This is a genomic window from Aeromonas sp. ASNIH5, from assembly GCF_002902865.1.
GTDB classification, from domain to species: Bacteria; Pseudomonadota; Gammaproteobacteria; order Enterobacterales; family Aeromonadaceae; genus Aeromonas; species Aeromonas caviae.
Window position 1 is genome coordinate 3,490,746 of record NZ_CP026122.1, and the last position, 21,771, is coordinate 3,512,516.

19 protein-coding genes are annotated in these 21,771 nt (G+C 64.0%); 6 read left to right on the plus strand and 13 right to left on the minus strand.

Annotated elements, in window-relative coordinates; all coding sequences use genetic code 11:
* Positions 1 to 26 precede the first annotated feature (26 nt).
* The 4 genes from murQ to C2U30_RS16400 form a co-directional block, all read right to left on the minus strand.
* Positions 27 to 923 (minus strand): N-acetylmuramic acid 6-phosphate etherase, encoded by an 897-nt coding sequence (gene murQ / locus C2U30_RS16385; protein ID WP_103244120.1) that lies wholly within the window; start codon positions 921 to 923, stop codon positions 27 to 29.
* Positions 924 to 1,189: 266 nt separating this feature from the next.
* Positions 1,190 to 1,393, minus strand: a complete 204-nt coding sequence (locus tag C2U30_RS16390; protein WP_041212219.1) for a hypothetical protein — start codon at positions 1,391 to 1,393, stop codon at positions 1,190 to 1,192.
* Between the two features lie 159 nt (positions 1,394 to 1,552).
* Positions 1,553 to 2,275: a MarC family NAAT transporter gene (locus C2U30_RS16395; protein WP_043154359.1), complete on the minus strand. Its 723-nt coding sequence runs from the start codon at positions 2,273 to 2,275 to the stop codon at positions 1,553 to 1,555.
* A gap of 120 nt (positions 2,276 to 2,395) precedes the next feature.
* The gene (locus C2U30_RS16400) at positions 2,396 to 3,712 is read right to left on the minus strand and encodes an MFS transporter (RefSeq protein WP_039040437.1); all 1,317 of its coding nucleotides are present in this window, start codon (positions 3,710 to 3,712) and stop codon (positions 2,396 to 2,398) included.
* A gap of 154 nt (positions 3,713 to 3,866) precedes the next feature.
* On the opposite strand from C2U30_RS16400, the gene C2U30_RS16405 reads away from it, so the two are divergent.
* Positions 3,867 to 4,541 (plus strand): ATP-binding protein, encoded by a 675-nt coding sequence (locus tag C2U30_RS16405; RefSeq protein ID WP_103244121.1) that lies wholly within the window; start codon positions 3,867 to 3,869, stop codon positions 4,539 to 4,541.
* Here the strand turns inward: C2U30_RS16405 and C2U30_RS16410 are convergent.
* From C2U30_RS16410 to C2U30_RS16430, 5 genes are read right to left on the minus strand one after another with little or no spacing between them, the layout of a single operon-like run.
* The gene (locus C2U30_RS16410) at positions 4,538 to 5,668 is read right to left on the minus strand and encodes an HD-GYP domain-containing protein (RefSeq protein WP_043154351.1); all 1,131 of its coding nucleotides are present in this window, start codon (positions 5,666 to 5,668) and stop codon (positions 4,538 to 4,540) included. The two genes, C2U30_RS16405 and C2U30_RS16410, sit on opposite strands and share 4 nt — an antisense overlap.
* Positions 5,669 to 5,677: 9 nt before the next feature.
* Positions 5,678 to 8,344, minus strand: a complete 2,667-nt coding sequence (locus C2U30_RS16415) for a response regulator (protein WP_103244122.1) — start codon at positions 8,342 to 8,344, stop codon at positions 5,678 to 5,680.
* A complete protein-coding gene (locus C2U30_RS16420; RefSeq protein WP_103244123.1) occupies positions 8,345 to 9,415 on the minus strand; it encodes an ATP-binding SpoIIE family protein phosphatase in 1,071 nt (356 codons plus the stop codon).
* 6 nt (positions 9,416 to 9,421) lie between these two features.
* Positions 9,422 to 9,796, minus strand: a complete 375-nt coding sequence (locus C2U30_RS16425; protein ID WP_043154645.1) for an anti-anti-sigma regulatory factor — start codon at positions 9,794 to 9,796, stop codon at positions 9,422 to 9,424.
* 17 nt (positions 9,797 to 9,813) lie between these two features.
* Positions 9,814 to 11,034, minus strand: coding sequence for a PAS domain-containing protein (locus C2U30_RS16430; protein ID WP_103244124.1), 1,221 nt, complete (start codon positions 11,032 to 11,034; stop codon positions 9,814 to 9,816).
* 164 nt (positions 11,035 to 11,198) lie between these two features.
* On the opposite strand from C2U30_RS16430, the gene C2U30_RS16435 reads away from it, so the two are divergent.
* Positions 11,199 to 11,678 (plus strand): HAD family acid phosphatase, encoded by a 480-nt coding sequence (locus tag C2U30_RS16435; protein ID WP_199767286.1) that lies wholly within the window; start codon positions 11,199 to 11,201, stop codon positions 11,676 to 11,678.
* 60 nt (positions 11,679 to 11,738) lie between these two features.
* Here C2U30_RS16435 and ypfJ read toward each other — a convergent pair whose 3' ends face one another.
* Together ypfJ and C2U30_RS16445 are read right to left on the minus strand one after the other, a co-directional pair.
* Entirely contained in the window at positions 11,739 to 12,593 is an 855-nt protein-coding gene (ypfJ, locus tag C2U30_RS16440; protein ID WP_042015333.1) for a KPN_02809 family neutral zinc metallopeptidase, read from the minus strand.
* A 74-nt stretch (positions 12,594 to 12,667) separates the two neighbouring features.
* Positions 12,668 to 12,931: a hypothetical protein gene (locus C2U30_RS16445; RefSeq protein ID WP_039040440.1), complete on the minus strand. Its 264-nt coding sequence runs from the start codon at positions 12,929 to 12,931 to the stop codon at positions 12,668 to 12,670.
* Positions 12,932 to 13,071: 140 nt separating this feature from the next.
* Between C2U30_RS16445 and C2U30_RS16450 the strand changes: the two genes are divergently transcribed.
* Complete coding sequence (locus C2U30_RS16450) at positions 13,072 to 13,593, plus strand: GNAT family N-acetyltransferase (protein WP_010672652.1); 522 nt, start codon at positions 13,072 to 13,074, stop codon at positions 13,591 to 13,593.
* A gap of 101 nt (positions 13,594 to 13,694) precedes the next feature.
* On the opposite strand, the gene C2U30_RS16455 is transcribed toward C2U30_RS16450, so the two are convergent.
* Both C2U30_RS16455 and C2U30_RS16460 read right to left on the minus strand, forming a co-directional pair.
* Positions 13,695 to 13,871, minus strand: coding sequence for a hypothetical protein (locus C2U30_RS16455; protein ID WP_010672653.1), 177 nt, complete (start codon positions 13,869 to 13,871; stop codon positions 13,695 to 13,697).
* Between the two features lie 471 nt (positions 13,872 to 14,342).
* Positions 14,343 to 15,620, minus strand: coding sequence for a cation:proton antiporter (locus C2U30_RS16460; RefSeq protein WP_042880492.1), 1,278 nt, complete (start codon positions 15,618 to 15,620; stop codon positions 14,343 to 14,345).
* 204 nt (positions 15,621 to 15,824) lie between these two features.
* Here C2U30_RS16460 and metH point away from each other — a divergent pair, with 204 nt between their 5' ends.
* From metH to rimK, 3 genes are all read left to right on the plus strand, one after another.
* The gene (metH, locus tag C2U30_RS16465) at positions 15,825 to 19,520 is read left to right on the plus strand and encodes a methionine synthase (RefSeq protein ID WP_103244126.1); all 3,696 of its coding nucleotides are present in this window, start codon (positions 15,825 to 15,827) and stop codon (positions 19,518 to 19,520) included.
* Between the two features lie 67 nt (positions 19,521 to 19,587).
* The gene (locus C2U30_RS16470; RefSeq protein ID WP_103244127.1) at positions 19,588 to 20,655 is read left to right on the plus strand and encodes a Gfo/Idh/MocA family oxidoreductase; all 1,068 of its coding nucleotides are present in this window, start codon (positions 19,588 to 19,590) and stop codon (positions 20,653 to 20,655) included.
* 203 nt (positions 20,656 to 20,858) lie between these two features.
* The gene (rimK, locus tag C2U30_RS16475) at positions 20,859 to 21,755 is read left to right on the plus strand and encodes a 30S ribosomal protein S6--L-glutamate ligase (protein WP_010672657.1); all 897 of its coding nucleotides are present in this window, start codon (positions 20,859 to 20,861) and stop codon (positions 21,753 to 21,755) included.
* Positions 21,756 to 21,771 lie beyond the last annotated feature (16 nt).

The window sequence follows — 21,771 nt, forward strand, 5'->3', positions numbered from 1 at the left end:
GGCCTGGCCAATGTGCGGTTGGCCGATCAGTGGGTGCATTGGCTGATGAAGCCGTTGCTGCTCTGCAGACGGGTGCGGGCTTCGTCGGCCGTGAGTCCAGCCAGGATCATCACGATGGCGGTCTTGCAGTGGTTGTCCGCCTGCGCCAGCGCCCGCTCCGCCACGGCGCGCTCGCAGTCGGTGGCCTCCATCACGATGCGTTTTTGCCGCTCTACCAGCTTGGCGTTGGTGGCTTCCACGTCCACCATCAGGTTGCCGTAGACCTTGCCGGTGCGGATCATGGCGCCGGTAGAGAGCATGTTGAGGATGAGCTTCTGCGCCGTGCCCGCCTTCATGCGGGAGGAGCCGGTGACGATCTCGGGGCCGACCACCGCCACCATGCTGATGTCGGCGGCCCGGGCCAGCGGGCTGCCGGGGTTGCAGCTGATGCTGCAGACCGTGGCACCCACCGCGCTGGCGTGGGCCATGGCGCCCAGTACGTAGGGGGTTCTGCCGCTGGCGGCGATGCCCACCAGCACATCGTTGGCGCAGAACTGGATGTTCTTCAGATCCCGGGCACCCAGCTCTGCGTCATCCTCGGCGTTCTCGACCGCCTGCAAGATGGCCTTGTGGCCGCCAGCAATCAGGCCTATCACCTGCTCGGCAGAGACGCCATAGGTGGGCGGGCATTCACTGGCATCCAGGATGCCGAGCCGGCCCGAGGTGCCGGCGCCGATATAGACCAGGCGCCCACCCTTGCCAAAGGCTGCCGCGATGGCATCGACCGCCCGGGCGATTTCGGGCAGCAGTTGGCCCACCGCCAGCGCCACCTGCTGATCCTCCTGATTGATGACGCGCAGCATCTCCAGGGTCGACAGCTGGTCGATTTCGACGCTGGCCGGGTTGCGGGTCTCGGTAATCATGCTTGATAGGTCAATGGTCATCGTTTCCTCTGCTTAAGGTCATCGCCACTCCCGGCGTAAAACATCCCTCTCGATGATGAACATGATCATCGATTTTTGATTTCGATGATGAGATCAATGTCGCATAATTAATTATTCCATTAATTTCTAATTATTAGCTGTGAAAATTCCTGCACGGAGAGGGTTGGGTGGGACCGGGGTGATGCCGATGGCACTAGAGGGGGGAGAGGCTGAAGGAGAGCCAATAAAAAGCCCCGGCAGGCGCCGGGGCTGGGAAAGGGCTCGGGTCAGTTGACCGAAATGGCGCGGGCGTCGATGAAGAAGCGGGCGTGGCCGTGGTCATCCACCCTTATCTGGGCGAGCAGGCGATCCTTTCGCTTGAACTCCCATCCTGTCTTGATCCGGGTCAGCGCGGGGCTGGCGGCACCGACCACGTTCAGATACTCATGAAACAGGCTGTAGCTTCCAATCTCGGTCAGCATCTTTTCCATTTGCATATCTCCTCAAGTGATGGGGTCAGCACATGCCACGCTAGCGGCAACCTCCTGAACCCTGCCTGTACAAAAACCAGACTACCCCATCAAGATGAAGGCAATATGATCAGGCGCAAGATCAGGAGGGATTTGCACGAAAAATGACACCGTTTTCAATCAGGGCTGGCGCGGCACGGCGAGATGATCGAGGGCGGTGGATCCGGCATGGGACGGCAAGGCGGCAGCGGGTTGTTCCATCACCTGACCATGGAAGACGGGATCCTGCGCCACCTCCTTGACACCGTTGATGCAGAACTGCATACCCATGCACACCAGCAGGAAACCCATGATGCGTGTCATGGCGTCGATGCCGGTGGCACCCAGGATCTTGCACACGGGATCTGCCAGCTTGAGCACACCCCAGCTGATCAGGCTCATCAGGGCGAAGGCGGTGACCATGGCGGCATAGATGACGACGCGATCGGCCTCGGCCGGCAGCTCGGCGATCTGGGCCGCGCCGCTGATCACCAGCGCCATGGTGCCGGGTCCGCACATGCTGGGCATGGTCAGGGGCACGAAGGCGATATTCTGGTTGGCCTCGACCCCGGCAGACTGGTTTGGCGAGGGGAACAGCATGCGAAAGCCGATGAAGGCGATGATGAGGCCACCGGCCAGGCGCAGGCCGGGAATGGAGATCCCGAACAGATCCAGGATGGAGGATCCGATGAAGAAGCTGACGCACAGGGTGGCGAACAGATAGAGGGCGGCCATGTTGATCTGGCGGCGAATGTGCTCGCGGGACATGCCCTTGCTCAGCCCCAGCAGCAGGGTGGCCGTGGTGGGCGGGTTGACCATGGGCAGCAGGGCCAGCAAGGCGAGAAAGATGACCTGGAAGAACATAGTGGACCTCGGGCAGGTGGACGGATTGGGGTGAGCTGGCAGGTCCGCAGCGGACCGCCACCCGGTCGATGATATCCGCAAAGAACAAGCCCCGACAGTGCGGGGCTTGCTTGGGAAGGATCAGGCGGCCTGCGGGGTGGCCTGGCGTTGGCCGCGCTGGCGCAGCCAGAGCCAGATGCCGAGCACGAAACCGAGGGCGGCCAGGCTGACCACATAGTGGGAGGGGGCCAGCACGTCCTCCTTCATCCAGAGGGTGACCAGCATGGGGGTGAGGCCGCCGAAGATGGCGTAGGCCACGTTGTAGGAGAACGACAGCCCGGAGAAGCGCACCACCGGCGGGAAGGCATTGACCATGACGTAGGGCACGGCGCCGACGATCCCCACCGCAAAGCCCGCCAGCATGTAGAGGGGCACCAGCTGATCCGTGCCGGCCGCCAGGCTGTGGTAGAAGGTATAAGTGGCGCCGGCCAGCAGCAGGGAGCCCAGGATGAAGGTAGGACCGCTGCCGATGGCATCGATCAGGCGACCATAGACGATGCAGCCCAGGGTGAGGGCGACGATGGCCAGGGAGTTGGCGGTCAGGGCATCGGCCGGGCTGATGCCGTGCACCTTCTGCAGATAGGTCGGGGTCATCAGGATCACCACTACTATGCCGGCGGAGAGCAGCCAGGTCAGCAGCATGGAAACGACGACGCTGCCCTTGTGTTCACGCAGCACCGTCTTGAGGGGCAGCTCCTCGGCCAGGGACTTGTTGGCCTGCATCTCGGCGAAGACCGGGGTCTCGTGCAGCCAGCGGCGCAGGTACATGGCGACGATGCCGAACACGCCGCCGAGCACGAAGGCCAGACGCCAGCCCCAGTCGCTCACATCCCCCGGGCTCATGCCACGGTTGATGGCGGTCGCCACCAGGGAGCCGAGCAGGATGCCGGCGGTCAGCCCCGCGGTGAGGGTGCCGCAGGCGACACCGACCCGGCGGGCGGGCACGTGTTCGGCCACGAAGACCCAGGCACCGGGGACCTCCCCGCCGATGGCGGCCCCTTGCAGGATCCGCAGCAGCAGCAACAGCAGGGGGGCGGCGATGCCGAGCACGGCGTAGGTGGGCAGCAGGCCGATCAGCAAGGTCGGCAAGGCCATCAGGATGATGCTGAGGGTGAACATCCGCTTGCGGCCGATGAGATCGCCAAAGTGGGCCATGATGATGCCCCCCAGGGGACGAGCCAGGTAGCCGGCGGCGAAGATGCCGAAGGTCTGGAACTGGCGCAGCCACTCGGGAATGTCGGCCGGGAAGAAGAGCTCGCCGATGACCACGGCGAAGAAGACGAAGATGATGAAGTCGTAGAATTCGAGGGCGCCGCCCAGCGCCGCCAGGCTCAGGGTTTTGTAATCCTGTCGATTGAGGGGGCGACCGTGGTCGTGCGATGTGCTGACTTTACTCATATCCTTATGTTTCCCATCGTTTTTTTAGTTATTCTCCCCGGTGTGCTGCGGGGATACGCTCACCCACGAGGGTATGCTTTTGTGTCCCGCAATGTAAATCGCACAATTCGCAACACTGTCTTGCAGCACGGTGCGGCAAGTAGCTGGAGAGATCATGACGAAGAAAAAGGTACTGCTCTCCTGGAGCAGCGGAAAAGACAGCGCCTGGGCCTTGCATCGCCTGCGCCAGGATCCGGCCATCGAGGTGGTGGGGCTGTTCACCACCCTCAACCAGGCGTTCGAGCGGGTGGCCATGCACGGGGTGCGCAAGCAGTTGCTGCTGGCACAGGCTGAGTGCGTGGGCTTGCCGCTGACCACCATCGACCTGCCCTGGCCCTGCAGCAATGAGGAGTATGGGCGCATCATGACGGGCTTCATCGCCGATGTGCAGGCCAAGGGCATTCACCACATGGCGTTCGGGGATCTCTTTCTTGAGGATGTGCGCGCCTATCGGGAGCGGCAACTGGCGGGGACCGGCATCACGCCGCTCTTCCCGCTCTGGGGCAGCGACACGACCGAGCTGGCGCAGGCGATGATCGACGCCGGGCTCAAGGCCAGGGTCTGCACCCTGGATCCGGGCAAGCTGGACGCCGGGTTAGGTGGTCATGAATTCGGTCCGGCCTTGCTGGCTGCCCTGCCCGCCGGGGTGGATCCCTGCGGCGAGAACGGGGAATTTCACACCCTGGCCTGGGACGGCCCCATGTTCCTGCATCCCTTGCCCATCCGGGTGGGGGAGACGGTGCTGCGGGACGGCTTCGTCTTCACCGATCTGCTGCCCGCCACCGCCTAGTCGCGATTGGACTCCCGCTCGCCCTTGTCGTCGTTGTAACGCAGGGCGATCTCGTGGAACTGCTGGTGGATGCGGGCAAAGGCGTCCGTGATGTCGGGGTCGAAGTGATTGCCTCGTCCCGCCAGTATGATCGGCACCACCTCCTGGTGGGACATGGCAGCCTTGTAGCAGCGCTTGCTGATGAGGGCGTCGTACACATCGGCCAGCGCCATCAAGCGGGCCGAGAGCGGGATCTCGTCACCGTGCAGGCCATAGGGATAGCCGGTGCCGTCCCACTTTTCGTGGTGGTAGCAGGCGATCTCCTTGGCCAGTCGCAGAAATTCCACCTCTACCCCCAGCGCCTCCTCGGCATGGACGATGGCCTCCTTGCCGAGAATGGAGTGGTGCTTCATCTGGGCAAACTCGTCCGCATCCAGCTTGCCAGGCTTGAGCAGGATCCGGTCTGGCACGCCGACCTTGCCGATGTCGTGCAGCGGGGCCGATTTGAACAGCAGATCGATGGTCTTGGGGGTCAGCTCTGCACGAAAGCGGGCATGCTCGCAGAGGGTCTCCGCCAGCAGCCGCACATAGTGCTGGGTGCGCAGGATATGGTTGCCGGTCTCGTTGTCGCGGGTTTCGGCAAGAGAGGCGAGGGAGTGGATGGTGATGTTCTGGATCAGTTCGTTCTCCCGGGTGCGCCGCTCCACCTCCTGCTCCAGAAAGGCGTTCTGGTCGTGCAGCAGATCCCGCGCCGCTTTCAGCTCCAGGTGGTTTCTGACCCGGGCCAGCACGATGGCGGGGGTGATCGGCTTGTGGATGTAGTCGACGGCCCCCAGCGCCAGGCCGTGCGCCTCCGCACTCTCCTCCACCTTGGCGGTCAGGAAGATCACCGGGATCTCCCGCACCTGCGGCATCTCCTGCAGCGCCTGCATCACCTGATAGCCGTCCATCTGGGGCATCACCACGTCGAGCAGGATCAGATCCACCCGGGTGCCGGCCGAGAGGATCTCCAGCGCCCGCTGGCCGCTGATGGCGACCTTGACCCGGTAGTGGGGGCTGAGCAGGGCGCTGAGCAGGGAGAGGTTCTCCGGTGTGTCATCGACCACCAGCAGGGTGGGTTTGGTATCGGGATCCAGCAAGTTGAGCATGATGGCGCCTCACTCTTGGTTGAACAGATCGGGTCTGAGGGCCCGGACTTGTTGCAGATATGCCAGGGCATCGGCGAAGCGAAAACGGGTCATGGCATCGTGCATGGCCGGTGCTGCCTCGCCCAGCAGGGGAGCGAGCCTGGCCTGATTGCGCTGGAACAGGATGAAGGCTTCCGCATCGTCTTCCAGCAGCAGCCCGGTCAGCTGGTGCAGCAGGGGGGCCAGCTCGGCGGGGGTAGCCTCCGGCAAGCCGGGGGTGGCAGGGGCCGGCAGCAGTGTCAGCAGGCTGGCGGCCAGTTGCTGCTGCTGTTGCAGCCCCAGCTCGGCCAGCGGCAGCAGGCTGGTGGCATCGTCTCCCCGGGCGAGGGCGCTCTCCAGCCGGGCCGAGACATCCTGCAGCGACCCGGCCCCCAGCGTTGCGGCTATGCCCTTGAGGGTATGGGCCTGTCGATGCGCTTCTTCCCGGTCATTCGCCTGCAGGGCGGCCAGCAGGGTTTCCATCGGCTGACTCCCCTGGCGGGCGAAACGTTGCAGCAGATCCCGATACCACTCCCAGTTGTGCATCAATCGTTGCAGGGCTGGCTCGGCGTTGAGCCCGATCGCCTGCAACTGTGGCAGCAAGGCGGTGGCGGGTGATGCGTGTGAGGCCGTGAGCGTGCTGTTGACCTCGCGGCTGAAGGAGGTTGCCCAGCGCTGCAGGGCCGCATACAGCCTGTCGGGGTCGATGGGCTTGGCAATGTGATCGTCCATCCCGGCAGCGAGGCAGCGTTCGCGGTCACCGGCCATGACGTTGGCCGTCATCGCCAGGATCGGGGTGTGTTGCCCGATGTCTTCCCGCTCGCGCAACAGCCGGGTGGCGGCCAGGCCATCCATCACCGGCATCTGCATGTCCATCAGGATCAGGTCGTAGTGGGTCTGGGCCACCATCTCCAGCGCGATGGCACCATTGCCGGCGATGCTGACATCGGCACCGACCGCCCGCAGCAGCTCCAGCGCGACTTGCTGATTGAGCTCGTTGTCTTCCGCCAGCAGGATCCTGAGTCCGTCGAAGCGGTAGCGATGGGCCACCTGCGGTGGTTTGAAGGTGAGTGAACTGGTTTGCTGGCCAAACAGGCCGATGACGGTATCGAACAGCACGGAGGCGCATACGGGCTTGACCAGCACCCGATCAAAGCCGGCGGCATCGGCCTGGCGAAAGACCTCTTCCCGTCCGTAGCCGGTCACCATGACCCGATAGGGACGCGGGCCCATGCTGCGGGCGATGAGGCGGCGACCGGTCTCGATGCCATCCAGCCCCGGCATGTGCCAGTCCAGCAATACCACTTCGTAAGGCTGTCCCTCCTGCTCGGCGCCGGCGATCATCTGTAGTGCCTGCTGGCCCGACTCGGCGGTGTCCACCACAAAGCTCATGCTGCGCAGCAGGGCGGCCATGATGGTGCGGGCGCTGGCACTGTCGTCGGCCACCAGCATGCGGCGCCCGCGCAGATCCAGGCTCGGCAGATAGCGGGATCTGCGCCTGCCCCTACCGAGTCGGGCGGTAAACCAGAAGGTGCTGCCCTGGCCTGGTTCGCTCTGTACCCCCACCTCGCCGCCCATCAGCTCGGCCAGTTTGCGGGAAATGGCGAGGCCGAGGCCGGTGCCGCCGTACTTGCGGGTGGTGGAGCTGTCCGCCTGCTGGAATGACTGGAACAGCCGCTGCTGCTGCTCCTGGCTCATGCCGATCCCGGTGTCCTGTACCGAGCAGTGCAGCAACACCTCCTGGGGTTGTTTCTCCAGGCAGCTGACCTTGACCAGGATCTCCCCCTGCTCGGTGAACTTGACCGCGTTGTTGGCGTAGTTGATCAGGATCTGGCCGAGGCGAAGGGGATCGCCATAGAGCAGGGTGTCGAGCTGGTGATCGACCTCGAACAGCAACTCTATGCCCTTGGCTTCCGCCTTTTCGCCCACCAGGGTGGCCAGATTCTCCAGTACATGGTCGAGATCGAATTCGATCCGCTCCAGATCCAGCTTGCCGGCCTCGATCTTGGAGAAGTCGAGGATGTCGTTGATGATGCCGAGCAGATGCTGGGCCGAACGCTGGATCTTGCTGACATAGTCGAACTGCTGCGGATCGAGCCGGGTCTGCAGGGCGAGATGGGACATGCCGAGGATGGCGTTCATGGGGGTGCGGATCTCGTGGCTCATGTTGGCGAGAAAATCGCTCTTGGCCCGGGTTGCGCCCTCCGCCAGCTCATAGGCCACTTCCAGCTCCTGGTTCTTGGCCTGCATCACCGCAAACAGCTCGTCCCGGGTCGGTTCTGCGAACTGCTGCTGCATCTGTTGCAGCAGCAGTTCATCGGGCCCGCGGGGCAGGCGGTAGACCAGGGCGATGGCGTTGTCCGCGTGCGCGACCAATCGGATGCCACATGATTGGCGGCCGTCCGGCTCGGGGGGGATGGGGGCGTCAGCCGAGAGCGAGAGCCACAACTCCTGTGTGCTAGGCTCCAGCCACAACTGCAGTTGCAGCGGCTCCGTGTTCGCCACCAGCTGGCGTACCAGCTCGGAGGTGGCGCCCGCCAGCGGTGCCACGAAGGTGGGAGTTCCGTCGAGGCAGGTGAGTACCTGGATCACCTTGCGCCGGGCGGTGAGTGCCGCCGCCGGGCCTGACAGCAGGGTTTCCCCGATCAGTTGCCGCATCTAGTCCTCCTTTCCTGCCAGCACACGCAGCACGATGCAGCTGGCATCGTCGGTGCTGCGGCCACTGTGGGCGATCACCTGGCGTGCCAGCTGGGCGGGCTCGGCAGCCAGATCCAGTGCTCCGTCGCGCAGGTTGAGGGATTCGCTGATACCGTCCGAATAGAGCATCACCACGTCCCCCGCGACGAGTGGCTGGCGCTGCAGCAAGGGGGTGGGGAAGCGCTCTCCCAGCACCCCATCGCGGGAGATGCCGCGCCAGGGTTCGTGGCCGCGCAGGCAGATGCGGGTATTGCCGATGCCGGCATAGCTCAGCTCACCCCGTTCGCCGTTGACCAGGGCCACGCCGGCGGCGGCGCCCCGGGTACCGATGCAGTGCTGGTGCAGCAGTTGCAACAGGCGGGCCGGTTCCTGCTCGTGGGTTTGCTGCAGCGCAGCCTCCAGCACCTGTACCAGCTTGTTGGCCGAGGCACCGTGGCCGCTCACGTCGATCAGGATCAGCGATACCCCCTCCGGCCCCGGTCGGATGAAGGCCAGATCACCGGAGACCCGTTCCGGATAGCAGGGGCGGTTCTCGCTGGCCCATGTCAGCTGCAGGCCGGCGTGCAGCTGGCCTGTGCAGGCGAGAGGAGGGATTGGTCTGGATACCAGGGGCGCCGCGCCCAGCCACTTGCGGGCCTGCACCAGAGTTCCCCCTTCCGGCGGGGTACTGATAGTGAGTTCAGACATCATGCGGCGCACGCCGGGCAGGCCTAGTCCCAGGGTGCCCGAGGTGCTGTAGTGATCCTGCATGGCCTGATGCACGTCCCCAATGCCGGGTCCCTGATCGCGGGCGACGATGTCGATGCAGGGACGCCCGCTGGGATGGTGGAGGGTGAGGGTGATCTCCCCCCGCTCGGCGTATTTCAGGATGTTGCTGCCAAGCTCGGAGACCACGGTGGAGAGCATGGCACGGTCCACCTCGGACAGGTTGGCGATGAAGGGGAGGCGGCGTACCGCCATCACCGTCAGGTGCAGGTCGATGTCGTGGCGCAGCGGGTAGCTGGCTTCTTGAAGGCACTGTTCCAACTGCATGATGCGCTACTCCTCATCCTTGAGCGTCCTGCGAACATGGGCGAAGGCATCGTCCATGTCGAGAAAGCAGCGCAGCGGCCCGGGCTCGGCATCGGCCAGCGCCAGGAAGGCGGCGATCCCTGCATTGAGCCCAACCAGCAGGCAGACGGCACCGAGCAGGCGGCACACCTCGGCCAGTTTGCGTACCTGCCTGAATTCGTGGTGATCGAGCAGCATGACCCCGGAGAAGTCGAGCAGTACCGCGTGCTGGCGGCCCAGCATCAGCCGCTGGGAGAGGGCCTGCATCAGTTGCTGCATGCCCTCGTCACCGAGGTCGGGGCGCATGCTGACCACGATGCAGTCGGCCACGTCGGCGATGCCCAGATCATTGTTGAGCAGCATGCATCTCTCCTGGAGGCCTAGAGGGTGGATCCGACCCGCTTGAGGGCGATCTCGAAGGCATCCCGCAGGGTCGCCGTGGTGCGGATGTCGCCGACAGAGACCCCCAGCTCCACCATGGTGCGGGCGATGGCCGGCGAGACGCCGGAGATGATGGCCTCGCACCCCATGAACTGGGTCGCCTTGGTGATCTTGATCAGCTGGTTGGCGACGCCGGTATCCACGGTGGCGACTCCGGCGATGTCCAGTACGAAGACCCGGGCCCGGGTCTCGGCAATCTTGGTGAGCGATTTGTTCATCACGTCGGCGGTACGCATGGAATCGATGATCCCCACCAGCGGCAGCAGCAGGATCCCGTCCCAGATGGGGGTGACCGGGGTCGACATCTCCTGCAGCGACTTGTGCAGCTCCTCGCGCACCCTGGCGGCCTCTTCCGCCTCCTCCATGGCGCGCTTGAGCTGGTGATGCTGTTCTACTTGGGCTGTGATGTCGGTGGCAAACTTGACGATCTTGCTGGGCTTGCCGGTGAGATCCAGCACCGGGTTGTAGGAGCCCTGGATCCAGATCTCTTCACCCTGTTTGCCGATTCGGCAGAACTCTCCCGCCAGGAATTCACCGCGGCGCAGGGTTTCCCAGAAGGTGCGATAGTCGGCCGACTGGGCGTAGTCGGGATCGACCAGCAGCCGGTGGTGCTGGCCCTTCAGCTCTTCCAGCTGATAGCCCACTGTCTCCAGGAAGCGGGCATTGGCATCGAGGATGATGCCATCCAGTGAAAACTCCACCTTGCCCATGACCCGGCTCAGGGCGTTGAGCTGCCCCTCGAAGTTGGCGTTCAGCTGCTTCTGTTCGGTCAGGTCCATGGTGTATTCGATGACCTGAACCAGCGCGCCCTGTTCGTCCAGCAGGGGGCTGCAACTGCCTCGCAGCCATATGTCCCGCCCCTGCCGATCCCGGCGGCGAAACTCTCCCTCCTGTGCCTGCCCCGTTCGCAGCGCCTGCCAACGGGCGGCCTCGTCGGCGGATTCTGCTGCCTCCGCGGGGAACAGCATGCTGTAGTGCTGACCCTTGAGCTCGGCCAGCTGGTATCCCATGATGGCGAGAAAGCGGGGGTTGGCATCCAGAATCAATCCGTCTGGCGCGATCTCGAGCCGGGCCATCAGCTGGTCGACGGCCTCCAGTCTGGCCTGGGATGAAGCGGGAGTGACAGTATTCGAATGGGCAGCTGCGGTGTGCACGTCCATGGCATCTCCGGTAAATGGTGCAATTGATTTGAATGCCATTAGAAGGCGTACAGCAGTTATAGCCCACCGGGGCGAGAGCGGGGGACAAGAAGTGCCGAAAGAGCCTGCTGGCGGATGGGTCTTGGGCCTGGGGAGTTCGTCATGAACACCTTATATCGGGACTAATGTCCTTATCGCCCCGCTTTGCCCTGGTTGCCGCCAGCCTGACCCTGCCCGCCGTGGCAGTTGAAATCCCGACCAGCCCCGCCGGTGTCATTGCGGTGAGTCTGGCCCAGCAGGCCCCCCTTCACTGGGTGTCGGTGATGCAGATTGCCAGGAGCCTGGATGGGCTGCCGCCGATGGCGGTGGGTTTCGACATCGATGACACCCTGTTCTTCTCCAGCCCGGGGTGCTATCGCGGCAAGAAGGCGTTCTCCCCCAATGGTGAGAGCTGCCTGAAGAATCCGGCCTTCTGGGAGAAGATGAGCAACGGCTGGGACGCGTTCAGCGTGCCGAAAGAGGTGGGCAAGGCGCTCATCGCCATGCACTTCCCGCGCGGCGATCACATCTACTTCGTCACCGGCCGTTCGGCCAACTCCACCTACTTGCCCCTGCCGCTGGCTGGCGCATGGGAGGAGGAGGTGATCGTCAACTCCCTGTACTGAGGTTCCCATGCATGGCAAAAGGGCCGGATCCTGTCAGGTTCCGGCCCTTCTTTTGGGCGTCTAGCGGGCGGCGAAGGTGTCGCAACTGGCGGGCTTGCCGCTGTCAAAACCGCGTTTGAACCAGGCGAGGCGCTGGGCCGAGGTGCCGTGGGTGAAGCTGTCGGGAACGACCCGGCCCTGACCTTGCTGCTGCAACCTGTCGTCGCCGATGGCCTGGGCGGCATTGAGCGCCTCTTCCAGATCGCCACGCTCCAGCACCTGCTCTTTTTCCATGTAGTGGCCCCAGACCCCGGCGAAGCAGTCCGCCTGCAGTTCGAGCTTGACCGACAACCGGTTCTGGGCAACCTGGCTCAGCCCCTGTTGCTGCTGGCGCACCTTGGTGGAGATACCGAGCAGGTTCTGCACGTGGTGGCCCACCTCGTGGGCGATCACATAGCCCTGGGCGAAGTCGCCGTCGGCCCCCAGCTTGTCGCGCATGTCCTGATAGAAGGAGAGATCGATGTAGACGGTGCTGTCGGCCGGACAGTAGAAGGGCCCCATCACCGACTGCCCCTGGCCGCAGCCGGTGCGGGTCGCACCGCGATAGAGCACCAGTCTGGGGGCCTGATAGTGGTTGCCACTTTGCTGGAACATCTCGCCCCAGGCGTCCTCCGTGGAGGCGAGCATCACCGAGGTGAAGCGGGCGAGGGGATCGTTTGCAGCCTGGGACGAGTTCTGACGCTGGGGCTGGCTCTGCGGGGCCGGATCCTGCAGCAGGGGGCCGAGGTCCACGCCGTAGTACCCCGCCACCATGACCACCACCAGCAGGATCAGGCGCCCCTTGCCACCGATGGGCAGGCCGCCGCCCCCGTTGCCGCCGCCTTGCTGGCGTCGGTCTTCCACATTGTTGCTCTCACGGCGATCTTGCCAGCGCATATCCCCATACTCCCGTCATTGGTGGTGGCAGTAATGATAATGGCTGGCGCCGGGGCTTGCCTAATCGGCCCGGGTCATTCGGCCCAGGGCATCTCGGGCAGGCTGTCGAGAAACTCGCCGTAACGGACGAGGTTGAAGGGGCCCTGTTCGGCTTCCATGGCCATGAGCTCGGCACCCAGGGCGCAGGCGATGTATTGCAGCGCCTCTTCCCGCGGGGTGCCCTTCATCACCAGGCGCATCAGGGTGGCTTTCACCTGGAGGGGATGGCCGTCGGCGAGCTGATTCTCCACCATCTCCAGCAGTGTCTCTTCATCAAAAAATTCGGGGGTATCGGTCATGGCCGTTCTCCTGCCTGTTCCATGGGGTGGGCAGTATAGCGGGGACGCGGCTCCCGGGGGCGAAAATATCGTCCGGGTCTTGCCAAGGAAGCGGGGCGGGAGCAGTCTTGGACACTCTCTCTGCCGAACGAGCCCATGTCATGATCCTCTCCGAGCGCCTGGAACTGCGCGAACTGACCATAGTCGATGCCCCCTTCATTCTCGAACTGCTCAACGATGGTGATTTTCACCGCTACATCGGCGATCGCGGGGTGCGTACCCTGGCGGATGCCGAAAACTACATCCAGCAGGGGCCTGCGGTCAGTTATGCCCGCCACGGTCACGGACTCTATCTGGTGGTGCGGCGGGAAGACGGAGCCAGGCTCGGCATCTGCGGTCTGATCAAGCGCGATACCCTGCCCTGTGAAGACATCGGCTATGCCTTCCTGCCCGCCTGGCGCGGCCAGGGCTATGCCATCGAAGCCGCGCGGGCGGCCATGGCAGATGGCCGTGAACGGCTCGGCATCGAGCGGGTGGTCGCCATCGTCACCCCGGGCAATGAGCGCTCGGTCCGGCTACTCGCCAAGCTGGGGCTGAGTCAGGGCAAACGGGTCAGGCTGGGAGCTGGCGAGGAGGAGTGCCTGCTGCTGGAGGCGCCTGACAAGGAGACTTGCGGGGTCTAGTCATCGCTCGGGTGGTGGGGCCATGCAGACTATGACGTCAGGCAAGGAGGCCGCCGTGAGTTGCGGCCTGTCTGCATCGGGCGCTGCCTGGGCAGGCAGGATCAGTTGAGCTCTTCGATGGAGAACTCGCCGGCGATGCCATCACAGGAGATGGCGAAGCCGCCGCTGAAGCGGGTGCTGAACTGGATCAGGAACGCATCGTCGTCGTGCTCTTGCACGGGCAGGTTGATGGGTTTGCTGCGACGCAGGGGTTTGCGGATCTGTACGTGTTTCATCATGGTATTTCTCTATATAAATTAAGTGTTTGCTCCTTGTATTGGCAAATGTCAGGTCAATGGGCGCGGTCAGCACGATGGCGGACGAGCGCGCAGGAATACCCAGCCCGGTTCAGGGGCGTCTGCACTTTCAAGGAAGGCGCCAAGGACCACGCGGATGCATGATGCTACTTGGGAGTGGGCAGATCGGGTCTGCACCGTGAGAGCCGGGCAACGCAGGCAGACAGCCTGAACGGTTCTCAAGGCGAGTAAATCAGAAGAAGGTTATGCGGGTACTGGCAGGATTCATCGTGAGGTGAAGCATTGCGAACATAATCAGGGCTGATTAACTAGCCGGCGCGCATTCTCTCCTCGAAATGTGTAAAAAGCAAACACTAATTGTGCGTTCACCCAGTCATTCCCTGTTTTTCACTGCCACGGGGACGGCAAAAGGGCTCCCGAGGGAGCCCTTTTCATTGCCGGTCAGGGACGGGCTCAGGCGTCGCCACAGGCCTTCTTGGCGGCGGTGATCATGGGGGTAATGGTCATACCCTGTACCACGATGGAGAACATCACCACCGAGTAGGTCATCACCAGGATCACCTGGCGCAGATCGACGTTGTGCTCCGGGATCATCATGACACCGGATGGCAGTGCCAGGGCCATGGCCATGGCCAGGCCGCCACGCAGGCCGCCCCAGGTGAGGATGCGCACCGAGAAGGTGTTGTAGCTGCGGAACTTGCGGAACGCCACATAGGGCAGGGAGACGCTGATGAAGCGGGCGGCCAGGCAGAGCGGTACCGCGATGACCAGCAGGATCCAGTCGCGCCAGGCCAGATCCAGCAGCACCAGTGCCAGACCGATCAGCAGGAACAGCAGGGCGTTGAGGAACTGATCCATCAACTCCCAGAAGTGATCCAGGTGGTGCTGGCTCTGCTCGGAGAAGCCGGAATGACGGGTCCAGTTGCCGATCATGATGCCGGTCACCACCATGGCCAGGGCGCCGGAGACGCCGATCATGTTGGCGAAGGCGAAGCCCGCGGTCGGGATGCAGAGGGTCAGCAGCAGCTCCAGGGAGCCGTCGTCGGTGGCGCTGATCATCACGTGGGCGATGAGACCCAGCACGGCCCCGAACAGGATGCCGCCGAGAGCCTCATGCAGGAACAGACCGGCCACGCTGCCGAAGGTGGGCTCCACGCCGCCAAAGGCCACGGCAAACACGGTGGCGAAGATGACGAGGCCAACACCGTCGTTGAACAGGGATTCCCCCTCGATCTGGATGGCGATCTGGGGTGGCGCCTTCATCTTCTTGACGATGGCCAGTACGGCAATCGGGTCAGTGGGGGAGATCAGGGCACCGAACAACATGCAGTAGACCAGCGGCAGGTCCCAACCCAGCAGCTTGGCGATGAACCAGAAGCCGTAGCCGATGAGGAAGGTGGAGAGCAGGGTGGCGGCTATGGCCAGAATGGTGATTTCCCACTTCTGGCTACGCAGCGCCTTGAGGTTGATGCCAAGGCCGCCGGCGAACAGCAGGAAGCCCAGGATCCCCTTCAACAGGAAGTTCTGGAAGTCGATGCTCTCCATGGTCTTGATGGCGAGAGGCTCCAGATTGAACCAACCCAGTTTGCCAAACAGCACCAGCAGCGCGGAGATCAGCATGGAGCCCGCAGTGATGGCGATGGTGGTCTGGATCTTCACAACATACTGGTTGGCAAAGGCGATGAAGATCGCCAACGCTGCCAGGAAGCAGAGTGTGTAGTAGACGCTCATAGTTATTTTTCTCTTTGGTAAACAGCAAGCACGTATCCCTCTTGAGGACGGGCATAGGGTACTCCCGGGTTAGATCATGCTCATTACCTATTTATGGTTATATTTAATCGTCATCACGGACAGATAGACGGCTAGATTTCCATTTAATTTGATTGCTGCTAGGATGGGCATCACGCAGTTGCATGGATGTAAGGGGTACGAGCGGTGTCGAGCAGAGAGTCGAACAAGAAAGCGGATGTCACAGCCAGGCTGGAAGCCTGTCTCAAGGAGCGGATCCTGATCATCGACGGGGCCATGGGCACCATGATCCAGGGTTACAAACTCGGTGAGGCGGACTATCGGGGGGAGCGGTTTGCCGACTGGCATACCGACATCAAGGGCAACAACGACCTGCTGGTGTTGAGCCGTCCCGCCGTCATTCGCGAGATCCACGACCAGTATTGTGCCGCCGGGGCCGACATCCTCGAGACCAACACCTTCAACGCCACCCGCATCGCCATGGCGGACTACGAGATGGAAGCGCTCTCGGCCGAGATAAACCGGGAGGCGGCCCGCCTGGCCCGCGCCGTGGCGGACGAGTGGACCGCCAAGGACCCGGCGAAACCGCGCTTTGTGGCAGGGGTTCTGGGCCCCACCAACCGTACCGCCTCCATCTCGCCGGACGTGAACGATCCGGGCAAGCGCAACGTCACCTATGACGAGCTGGTGGCCGCCTACACCGAATCGACCCACGCCCTGATCGAGGGCGGTGCCGACATCATCCTGATCGAGACCATCTTCGACACCCTCAACGCCAAGGCGGCCGCCTTCGCGGTGGACCTGGTGTTCGAGGAGCTGGGTTACAGCCTGCCGGTGATGATCTCCGGCACCATCACGGACGCCTCCGGTCGTACTCTCTCGGGCCAGACCACCGAGGCCTTCTACCATTCGCTGCGCCACGTCAAACCGGTCTCCTTCGGTCTCAACTGCGCGCTGGGGCCGGATGAGCTGCGCCAGTACGTGGAGGAGCTGTCGCGCATCAGCGAGACCCATGTCAGCGCCCACCCCAACGCGGGCCTGCCCAACGCGTTTGGCGAGTACGACCTCGATGCTGTCGAGATGGCCGAGCATATCCGCGAGTGGGCCCAAAGCGGCTTTCTCAATCTGGTCGGCGGCTGCTGCGGCACCACCCCGACCCATATTCGCGCCATGGCGGACGCCGTGGCGGGCATCAAGCCGCGCGTCCTGCCGGATCTGCCGGTAGCCTGCCGCCTGTCGGGCCTCGAGCCCCTCATCATCACCCCCGAATCCATGTTCGTGAACGTGGGGGAGCGCACCAATGTCACCGGTTCGGCCAAATTCAAGCGGCTGATCAAGGAGGGGCTCTACGACGAGGCCCTCGACGTCGCCAAGCAGCAGGTAGAGAGCGGCGCCCAGATCATCGACATCAACATGGATGAGGGGATGCTGGATGCCGAGGCGGCCATGGTGCGCTTCCTGAACCTCATCGCCGGGGAACCGGACATCGCCCGGGTGCCGGTGATGATCGACTCCTCCAAGTGGGAGGTGCTGGAGGCGGGCCTCAAGTGCGTGCAGGGCAAGCCGGTGGTCAACTCCATCTCCATGAAGGAGGGGGAGGACAAATTCATCGAGCAGGCGAAACTGCTGCGCCGCTACGGCGCCGCCGTCATCGTCATGGCGTTCGACGAGGTGGGCCAGGCCGACACCCGGGCCCGCAAGTTCGAGATCTGCCAGCGCGCCTACCGCATTCTGGTGGACCGCGTCGGCTTCCCGCCGGAAGACATCATCTTCGACCCCAACATCTTCGCGGTGGCGACCGGCATCGACGAGCACAACAACTACGCGGTGGACTTCATCGAGGCGGTGAAGGACATCAAGGAGCACCTGCCCCACGCCATGATCTCCGGCGGCGTCTCCAACGTCTCCTTCTCGTTTAGGGGCAACGAGCCGGTGCGCGAAGCCATCCACGCTGTCTTCCTCTACCACGCCATCAGGAACGGCATGGACATGGGGATCGTCAACGCGGGCCAGCTTGCCATCTACGAAGACATCCCGGCCGAGCTCAAAGAGAAGGTCGAGGCGGTGGTGCTGAACCTCAACGACAACGCCACCGAGGCGCTGCTGGCCATCGCAGAGAAGTATCGCGGCGCGGGTGCCCAGGCGGAGGATCCGCGGGATCAGGAGTGGCGCAGCTGGCCGGTGGGCAAGCGGCTCGAACACGCCCTGGTCAAGGGGATCACTGATTTCATCGAGGAGGATACCGAGGAGGCACGCGCCCAGGCCGAGAAGCCGCTGCACGTCATCGAGGGGCCGCTGATGGACGGCATGAACGTGGTGGGCGATCTGTTCGGCGCCGGCAAGATGTTCCTGCCCCAGGTGGTGAAGTCGGCCCGGGTGATGAAGCGGGCGGTGGCCTACCTGCAGCCTTACATCGAGGCGGAGAAGTCCGGCGGCTCCAGCAACGGCAAAATCGTGCTGGCCACCGTCAAGGGCGACGTGCACGACATCGGCAAGAACATCGTCGGGGTGGTGCTCCAGTGCAACAACTTCGAGATCGTGGATCTCGGGGTCATGGTCTCCTGCGAGACCATCCTCAAGACGGCCCGGGAAGTGAACGCCGACATCATCGGCCTGTCGGGCCTCATCACTCCGTCCCTGGACGAGATGGTGCACGTAGCAAAGGAGATGGAGCGTCAGGGGTTCAAGCTGCCGCTGCTCATCGGCGGTGCCACCACTTCCAAGGCCCACACCGCGGTGAAGATAGAGCAGAACTACTCCGAGCCCGTGGTCTATGTCTCCAACGCCTCCCGCGCCGTGGGGGTGGCCCAGAGCCTGCTGAGCCCGGAGCTCAAGCCCGCCTTCGTCGCCCGCATCGACAAGGAGTACGAGATTGCCCGGGATCAGCATGCCCGCAAGCAGCCGCGCTCCAAGCCGGTCAGCCTGGCCCATGCCCGGGCCAACCGCCATCAGCTGGACTGGGTGGGCTATGAGCCCCCGGCGCCCCGGGAGCCCGGCGTACAGAAGTTCGAAAACGTGCCCATCTCGGTGCTGCGCCCCTACATCGACTGGACGCCGTTTTTCCTCAGCTGGGAGCTGGCGGGCAAGTTCCCCCGCATTCTGGAGGATGAAGTCGTGGGGGAGGAGGCGACGCGCCTCTACGCCGACGCCAACGCCATGCTGGACCAGCTGGAGAAGGATCAGAGCGTGCGCTGCGCCGGCATCGTCGGCCTGTTCCCCGCCAACGCCGTGGGGGACAGCATCGAGGTCTACACCGACGAGACCCGCACCCAGGTGCGCAAGGTGCTGCACCACCTGCGCCAGCAGAGCGAGAAGCAGGGCTTCCCCAACTACTGTCTGGCGGACTATGTGGCGCCGAAAGAGAGCGGCAAGCCCGACTGGATCGGTGCCTTCGCGGTGACCGGCGGCATCGGCGAGGAGGCCATCGCCAAGGCCTACAAGGCGGACCACGACGACTACAACGCCATTCTCATCCAGGCGGTGTGCGATCGCCTCGCCGAGGCCTTTGCCGAATACCTCCACGAGCAGGTGCGCAAAGTGCACTGGGGCTATGCCCCGGACGAGGCGCTCAGCAACGAGGAACTGATTCGCGAAAATTACCAGGGGATACGTCCGGCGCCGGGCTACCCGGCCTGCCCGGAGCACACCGAGAAGGGGAGCATCTGGGAGCTGCTGGACGTGGAGCAGGCCATCGGCATGCAGCTCACCGAGTCCTACGCCATGTGGCCGGGGGCAGCGGTGTCGGGCTGGTACTTCTCCCACCCCGAGAGCAAGTATTTCGCCGTGGCCCAGATCCAGCAGGATCAGGTGGAAGACTATGCCATGCGCAAGGGGATGACCCTGGCAGAGGCCGAACGCTGGCTGGGGCCCAACCTGCATTGATCCCCGTCTGCCCCGCCTCACGCGGTGCGGGGCAGGCGCCGGGTACGCACGCCATATCGAGGTTGCCATGAAGATTGGATTTGTCGGTCTGGGGGCCGTGGTGCAGACAGCCTATCTGCCTGCACTTGCCGCCCTGGCGGAAAATACCGAGATATGGGGTTTTGATCCCGCCATCACCCTGCCCGGCGTCATGTCTGCCCCGACCCTGGAAGCCCTGCTGGCCGAACCCCTGGATCGGCTGGTGATCGCCACGCCTTCCCTGCTGCATCTGCCCGTGCTGGAACAGGCACTGGCCAGCGCCATTCCCCTCATCCTGGTGGAGAAACCCGTGGTGGCCACCCTGGCCCAGCACGATCGCCTGCACGCCCTGCTGGCGGACCCCGAGGTCGCGGCCAGGGTGCTGGCGCTGGATCACTGGATGGCCCGCAATGCCGTCCAGCAGTTGCTGCTGAGCGGCAAACTGGATGAAGGCTGGCAGCCTCGGGAACCAGGCTGCGCCGGGGTCGGACTGGCCACCCTCGCCGATATCAGCGCGGTGGAGGGCTTTTTGCTGGAACCCTGCGGCCTGGACGAGGCGGGGCATCCCTATGCCCTCAACTTCGCCACCGGCGAGCCGGATCGGCGGCTGTTGCGCCACCCGGACGGTGTCATCCTCGACATCGGCACCCATCTGCTGGCGATGATCCGGGAACTGCTGGTGGCCCTGGGTGGGGACGACCGCCTGCACCTGATCGCGGAGGGCGTCTGCGACCGGCTGGGGCAGCCCATCCGGCGCGGGGATCTGGAGAGCGCCGAGGGGCGAGCCTGCCTGCGTGGCGAGGCGGCAGGGGTGCCCCTGACCCTCTGGCTCGACAAGTATGCAGGTCCCGGGGTGGAGAAGAAGGGGCTTTGCCTGCACCTTAAGGGCGGGCGGCGCATCGAACTGCTTCGCCGCGGCAACCTGGAGTGGCTGCACCATCACGACGTCGACGGGATGCGGGGCTGGCAACATGAGGGGCCCCTCTATCGCCACTGCATCGCCCAGACCCTGCTGGCCCCCGTGCCTTTGGGAGGCTGGGCCGGCACCACGGCGCGCCGTTTGCAGGAGGTCGCCCTGCTGCTTGAGTTGCAGCAAGGGCTGCGCGGCCCCCATTGACGTCGCTGGCGCCATCCGGCATGAGGGCTGGTGGCTGGCGCTGTCTTGCAGAACGCTCTCTGGCTTTGGTCCGTCTTGAGTGCGGCACTCTCGGGTTTTGCCCGTTCTTGCAGAACCGCGCATGGTGAGGGGAAAGGATTGGCGTTGCCAGTCGTTCATGGCACCTTATACTCTCCAGTCCGATTATCAGGTCTGCCATTTCCATGAATATTGCCATTTTATCCCGTGAGCCCAACAACTACTCCACCCGCCGTCTGGTCGAGGTGGCCCGGGCCCGTGGGCACCAGGTCGAGGTGCTCGACACCCTGCGCTGCTACATGAACATCGCCTCCCACAGCCCCTCCATCCATTACGAAGGACGGGAGCTGGAGAGCTATGACGCCGTGATCCCGCGCATCGGTGCCAGCATCACCTTCTATGGCACCGCCGTGCTGCGCCAGTTCGAGATGATGAGCACCATGGCCCTCAACAGCTCGGTGGCCATCTCTCGTTCCCGGGACAAGCTGCGTGCCATGCAGCTGCTCTCCCGCCATGGCATCGGCCTGCCGGTGACCGGCTATGCCCACAGCACCCACGACGTACCGGATCTCATCACCATGGTGGGGGGCGCCCCCCTGGTGGTGAAGCTGTTGGAGGGCACCCAGGGGATTGGCGTGGTGCTGTGCGAGACCCAGAAGGCCGCCGAGAGCGTCATCGAGGCCTTTATCCAGACCAACAACAACATCCTGGTGCAGGAGTACATCCGCGAGGCCAACGGCGCCGATATCCGCTGCCTGGTGGTCAACGGCAAGGTGGTGGCCGCCATGCGCCGCCAGGCCCAGCCGGGGGAGTTTCGCTCCAACCTGCACCGGGGCGGCACCGCCGAAGCCATCAAGATCACGCCGGAAGAGCGTGCCACCGCCGTGCAGGCCGCCAAGATCATGGGGCTGGACGTGGCCGGGGTGGATATTCTGCGTAGCGCCCGCGGCCCGCTGGTGCTGGAGGTGAACTCCTCCCCCGGCCTGCAGGGGGTGGAAGCTGCCTCCGGCAAGGACGTGGCGGGCAAGATCATCGAGTTCCTCGAGCTCAAGGCGAGCCGCAAGCACAAGCCGGCGGAATGAGCCCCAAACGAGTGTC

Excerpts from the sequence above, each read along its gene's own strand:
- murQ (WP_103244120.1), bottom strand. The coding sequence starts at position 923 with ATGACCATTGACCTATCAAGCATGATTACCGAGACCCGCAACCCGGCC.
- C2U30_RS16390 (WP_041212219.1), bottom strand. The coding sequence starts at position 1,393 with ATGGAAAAGATGCTGACCGAGATTGGAAGCTACAGCCTGTTTCATGAG.
- C2U30_RS16395 (WP_043154359.1), bottom strand. The coding sequence starts at position 2,275 with ATGTTCTTCCAGGTCATCTTTCTCGCCTTGCTGGCCCTGCTGCCCATG.
- C2U30_RS16400 (WP_039040437.1), bottom strand. The coding sequence starts at position 3,712 with ATGAGTAAAGTCAGCACATCGCACGACCACGGTCGCCCCCTCAATCGA.
- C2U30_RS16405 (WP_103244121.1), top strand. The coding sequence starts at position 3,867 with ATGACGAAGAAAAAGGTACTGCTCTCCTGGAGCAGCGGAAAAGACAGC.
- C2U30_RS16410 (WP_043154351.1), bottom strand. The coding sequence starts at position 5,668 with ATGCTCAACTTGCTGGATCCCGATACCAAACCCACCCTGCTGGTGGTC.
- C2U30_RS16415 (WP_103244122.1), bottom strand. The coding sequence starts at position 8,344 with ATGCGGCAACTGATCGGGGAAACCCTGCTGTCAGGCCCGGCGGCGGCA.
- C2U30_RS16420 (WP_103244123.1), bottom strand. The coding sequence starts at position 9,415 with ATGCAGTTGGAACAGTGCCTTCAAGAAGCCAGCTACCCGCTGCGCCAC.
- C2U30_RS16425 (WP_043154645.1), bottom strand. The coding sequence starts at position 9,796 with ATGCTGCTCAACAATGATCTGGGCATCGCCGACGTGGCCGACTGCATC.
- C2U30_RS16430 (WP_103244124.1), bottom strand. The coding sequence starts at position 11,034 with ATGGACGTGCACACCGCAGCTGCCCATTCGAATACTGTCACTCCCGCT.
- C2U30_RS16435 (WP_199767286.1), top strand. The coding sequence starts at position 11,199 with ATGTCCTTATCGCCCCGCTTTGCCCTGGTTGCCGCCAGCCTGACCCTG.
- ypfJ (WP_042015333.1), bottom strand. The coding sequence starts at position 12,593 with ATGCGCTGGCAAGATCGCCGTGAGAGCAACAATGTGGAAGACCGACGC.
- C2U30_RS16445 (WP_039040440.1), bottom strand. The coding sequence starts at position 12,931 with ATGACCGATACCCCCGAATTTTTTGATGAAGAGACACTGCTGGAGATG.
- C2U30_RS16450 (WP_010672652.1), top strand. The coding sequence starts at position 13,072 with ATGATCCTCTCCGAGCGCCTGGAACTGCGCGAACTGACCATAGTCGAT.
- C2U30_RS16455 (WP_010672653.1), bottom strand. The coding sequence starts at position 13,871 with ATGATGAAACACGTACAGATCCGCAAACCCCTGCGTCGCAGCAAACCC.
- C2U30_RS16460 (WP_042880492.1), bottom strand. The coding sequence starts at position 15,620 with ATGAGCGTCTACTACACACTCTGCTTCCTGGCAGCGTTGGCGATCTTC.
- C2U30_RS16470 (WP_103244127.1), top strand. The coding sequence starts at position 19,588 with ATGAAGATTGGATTTGTCGGTCTGGGGGCCGTGGTGCAGACAGCCTAT.
- rimK (WP_010672657.1), top strand. The coding sequence starts at position 20,859 with ATGAATATTGCCATTTTATCCCGTGAGCCCAACAACTACTCCACCCGC.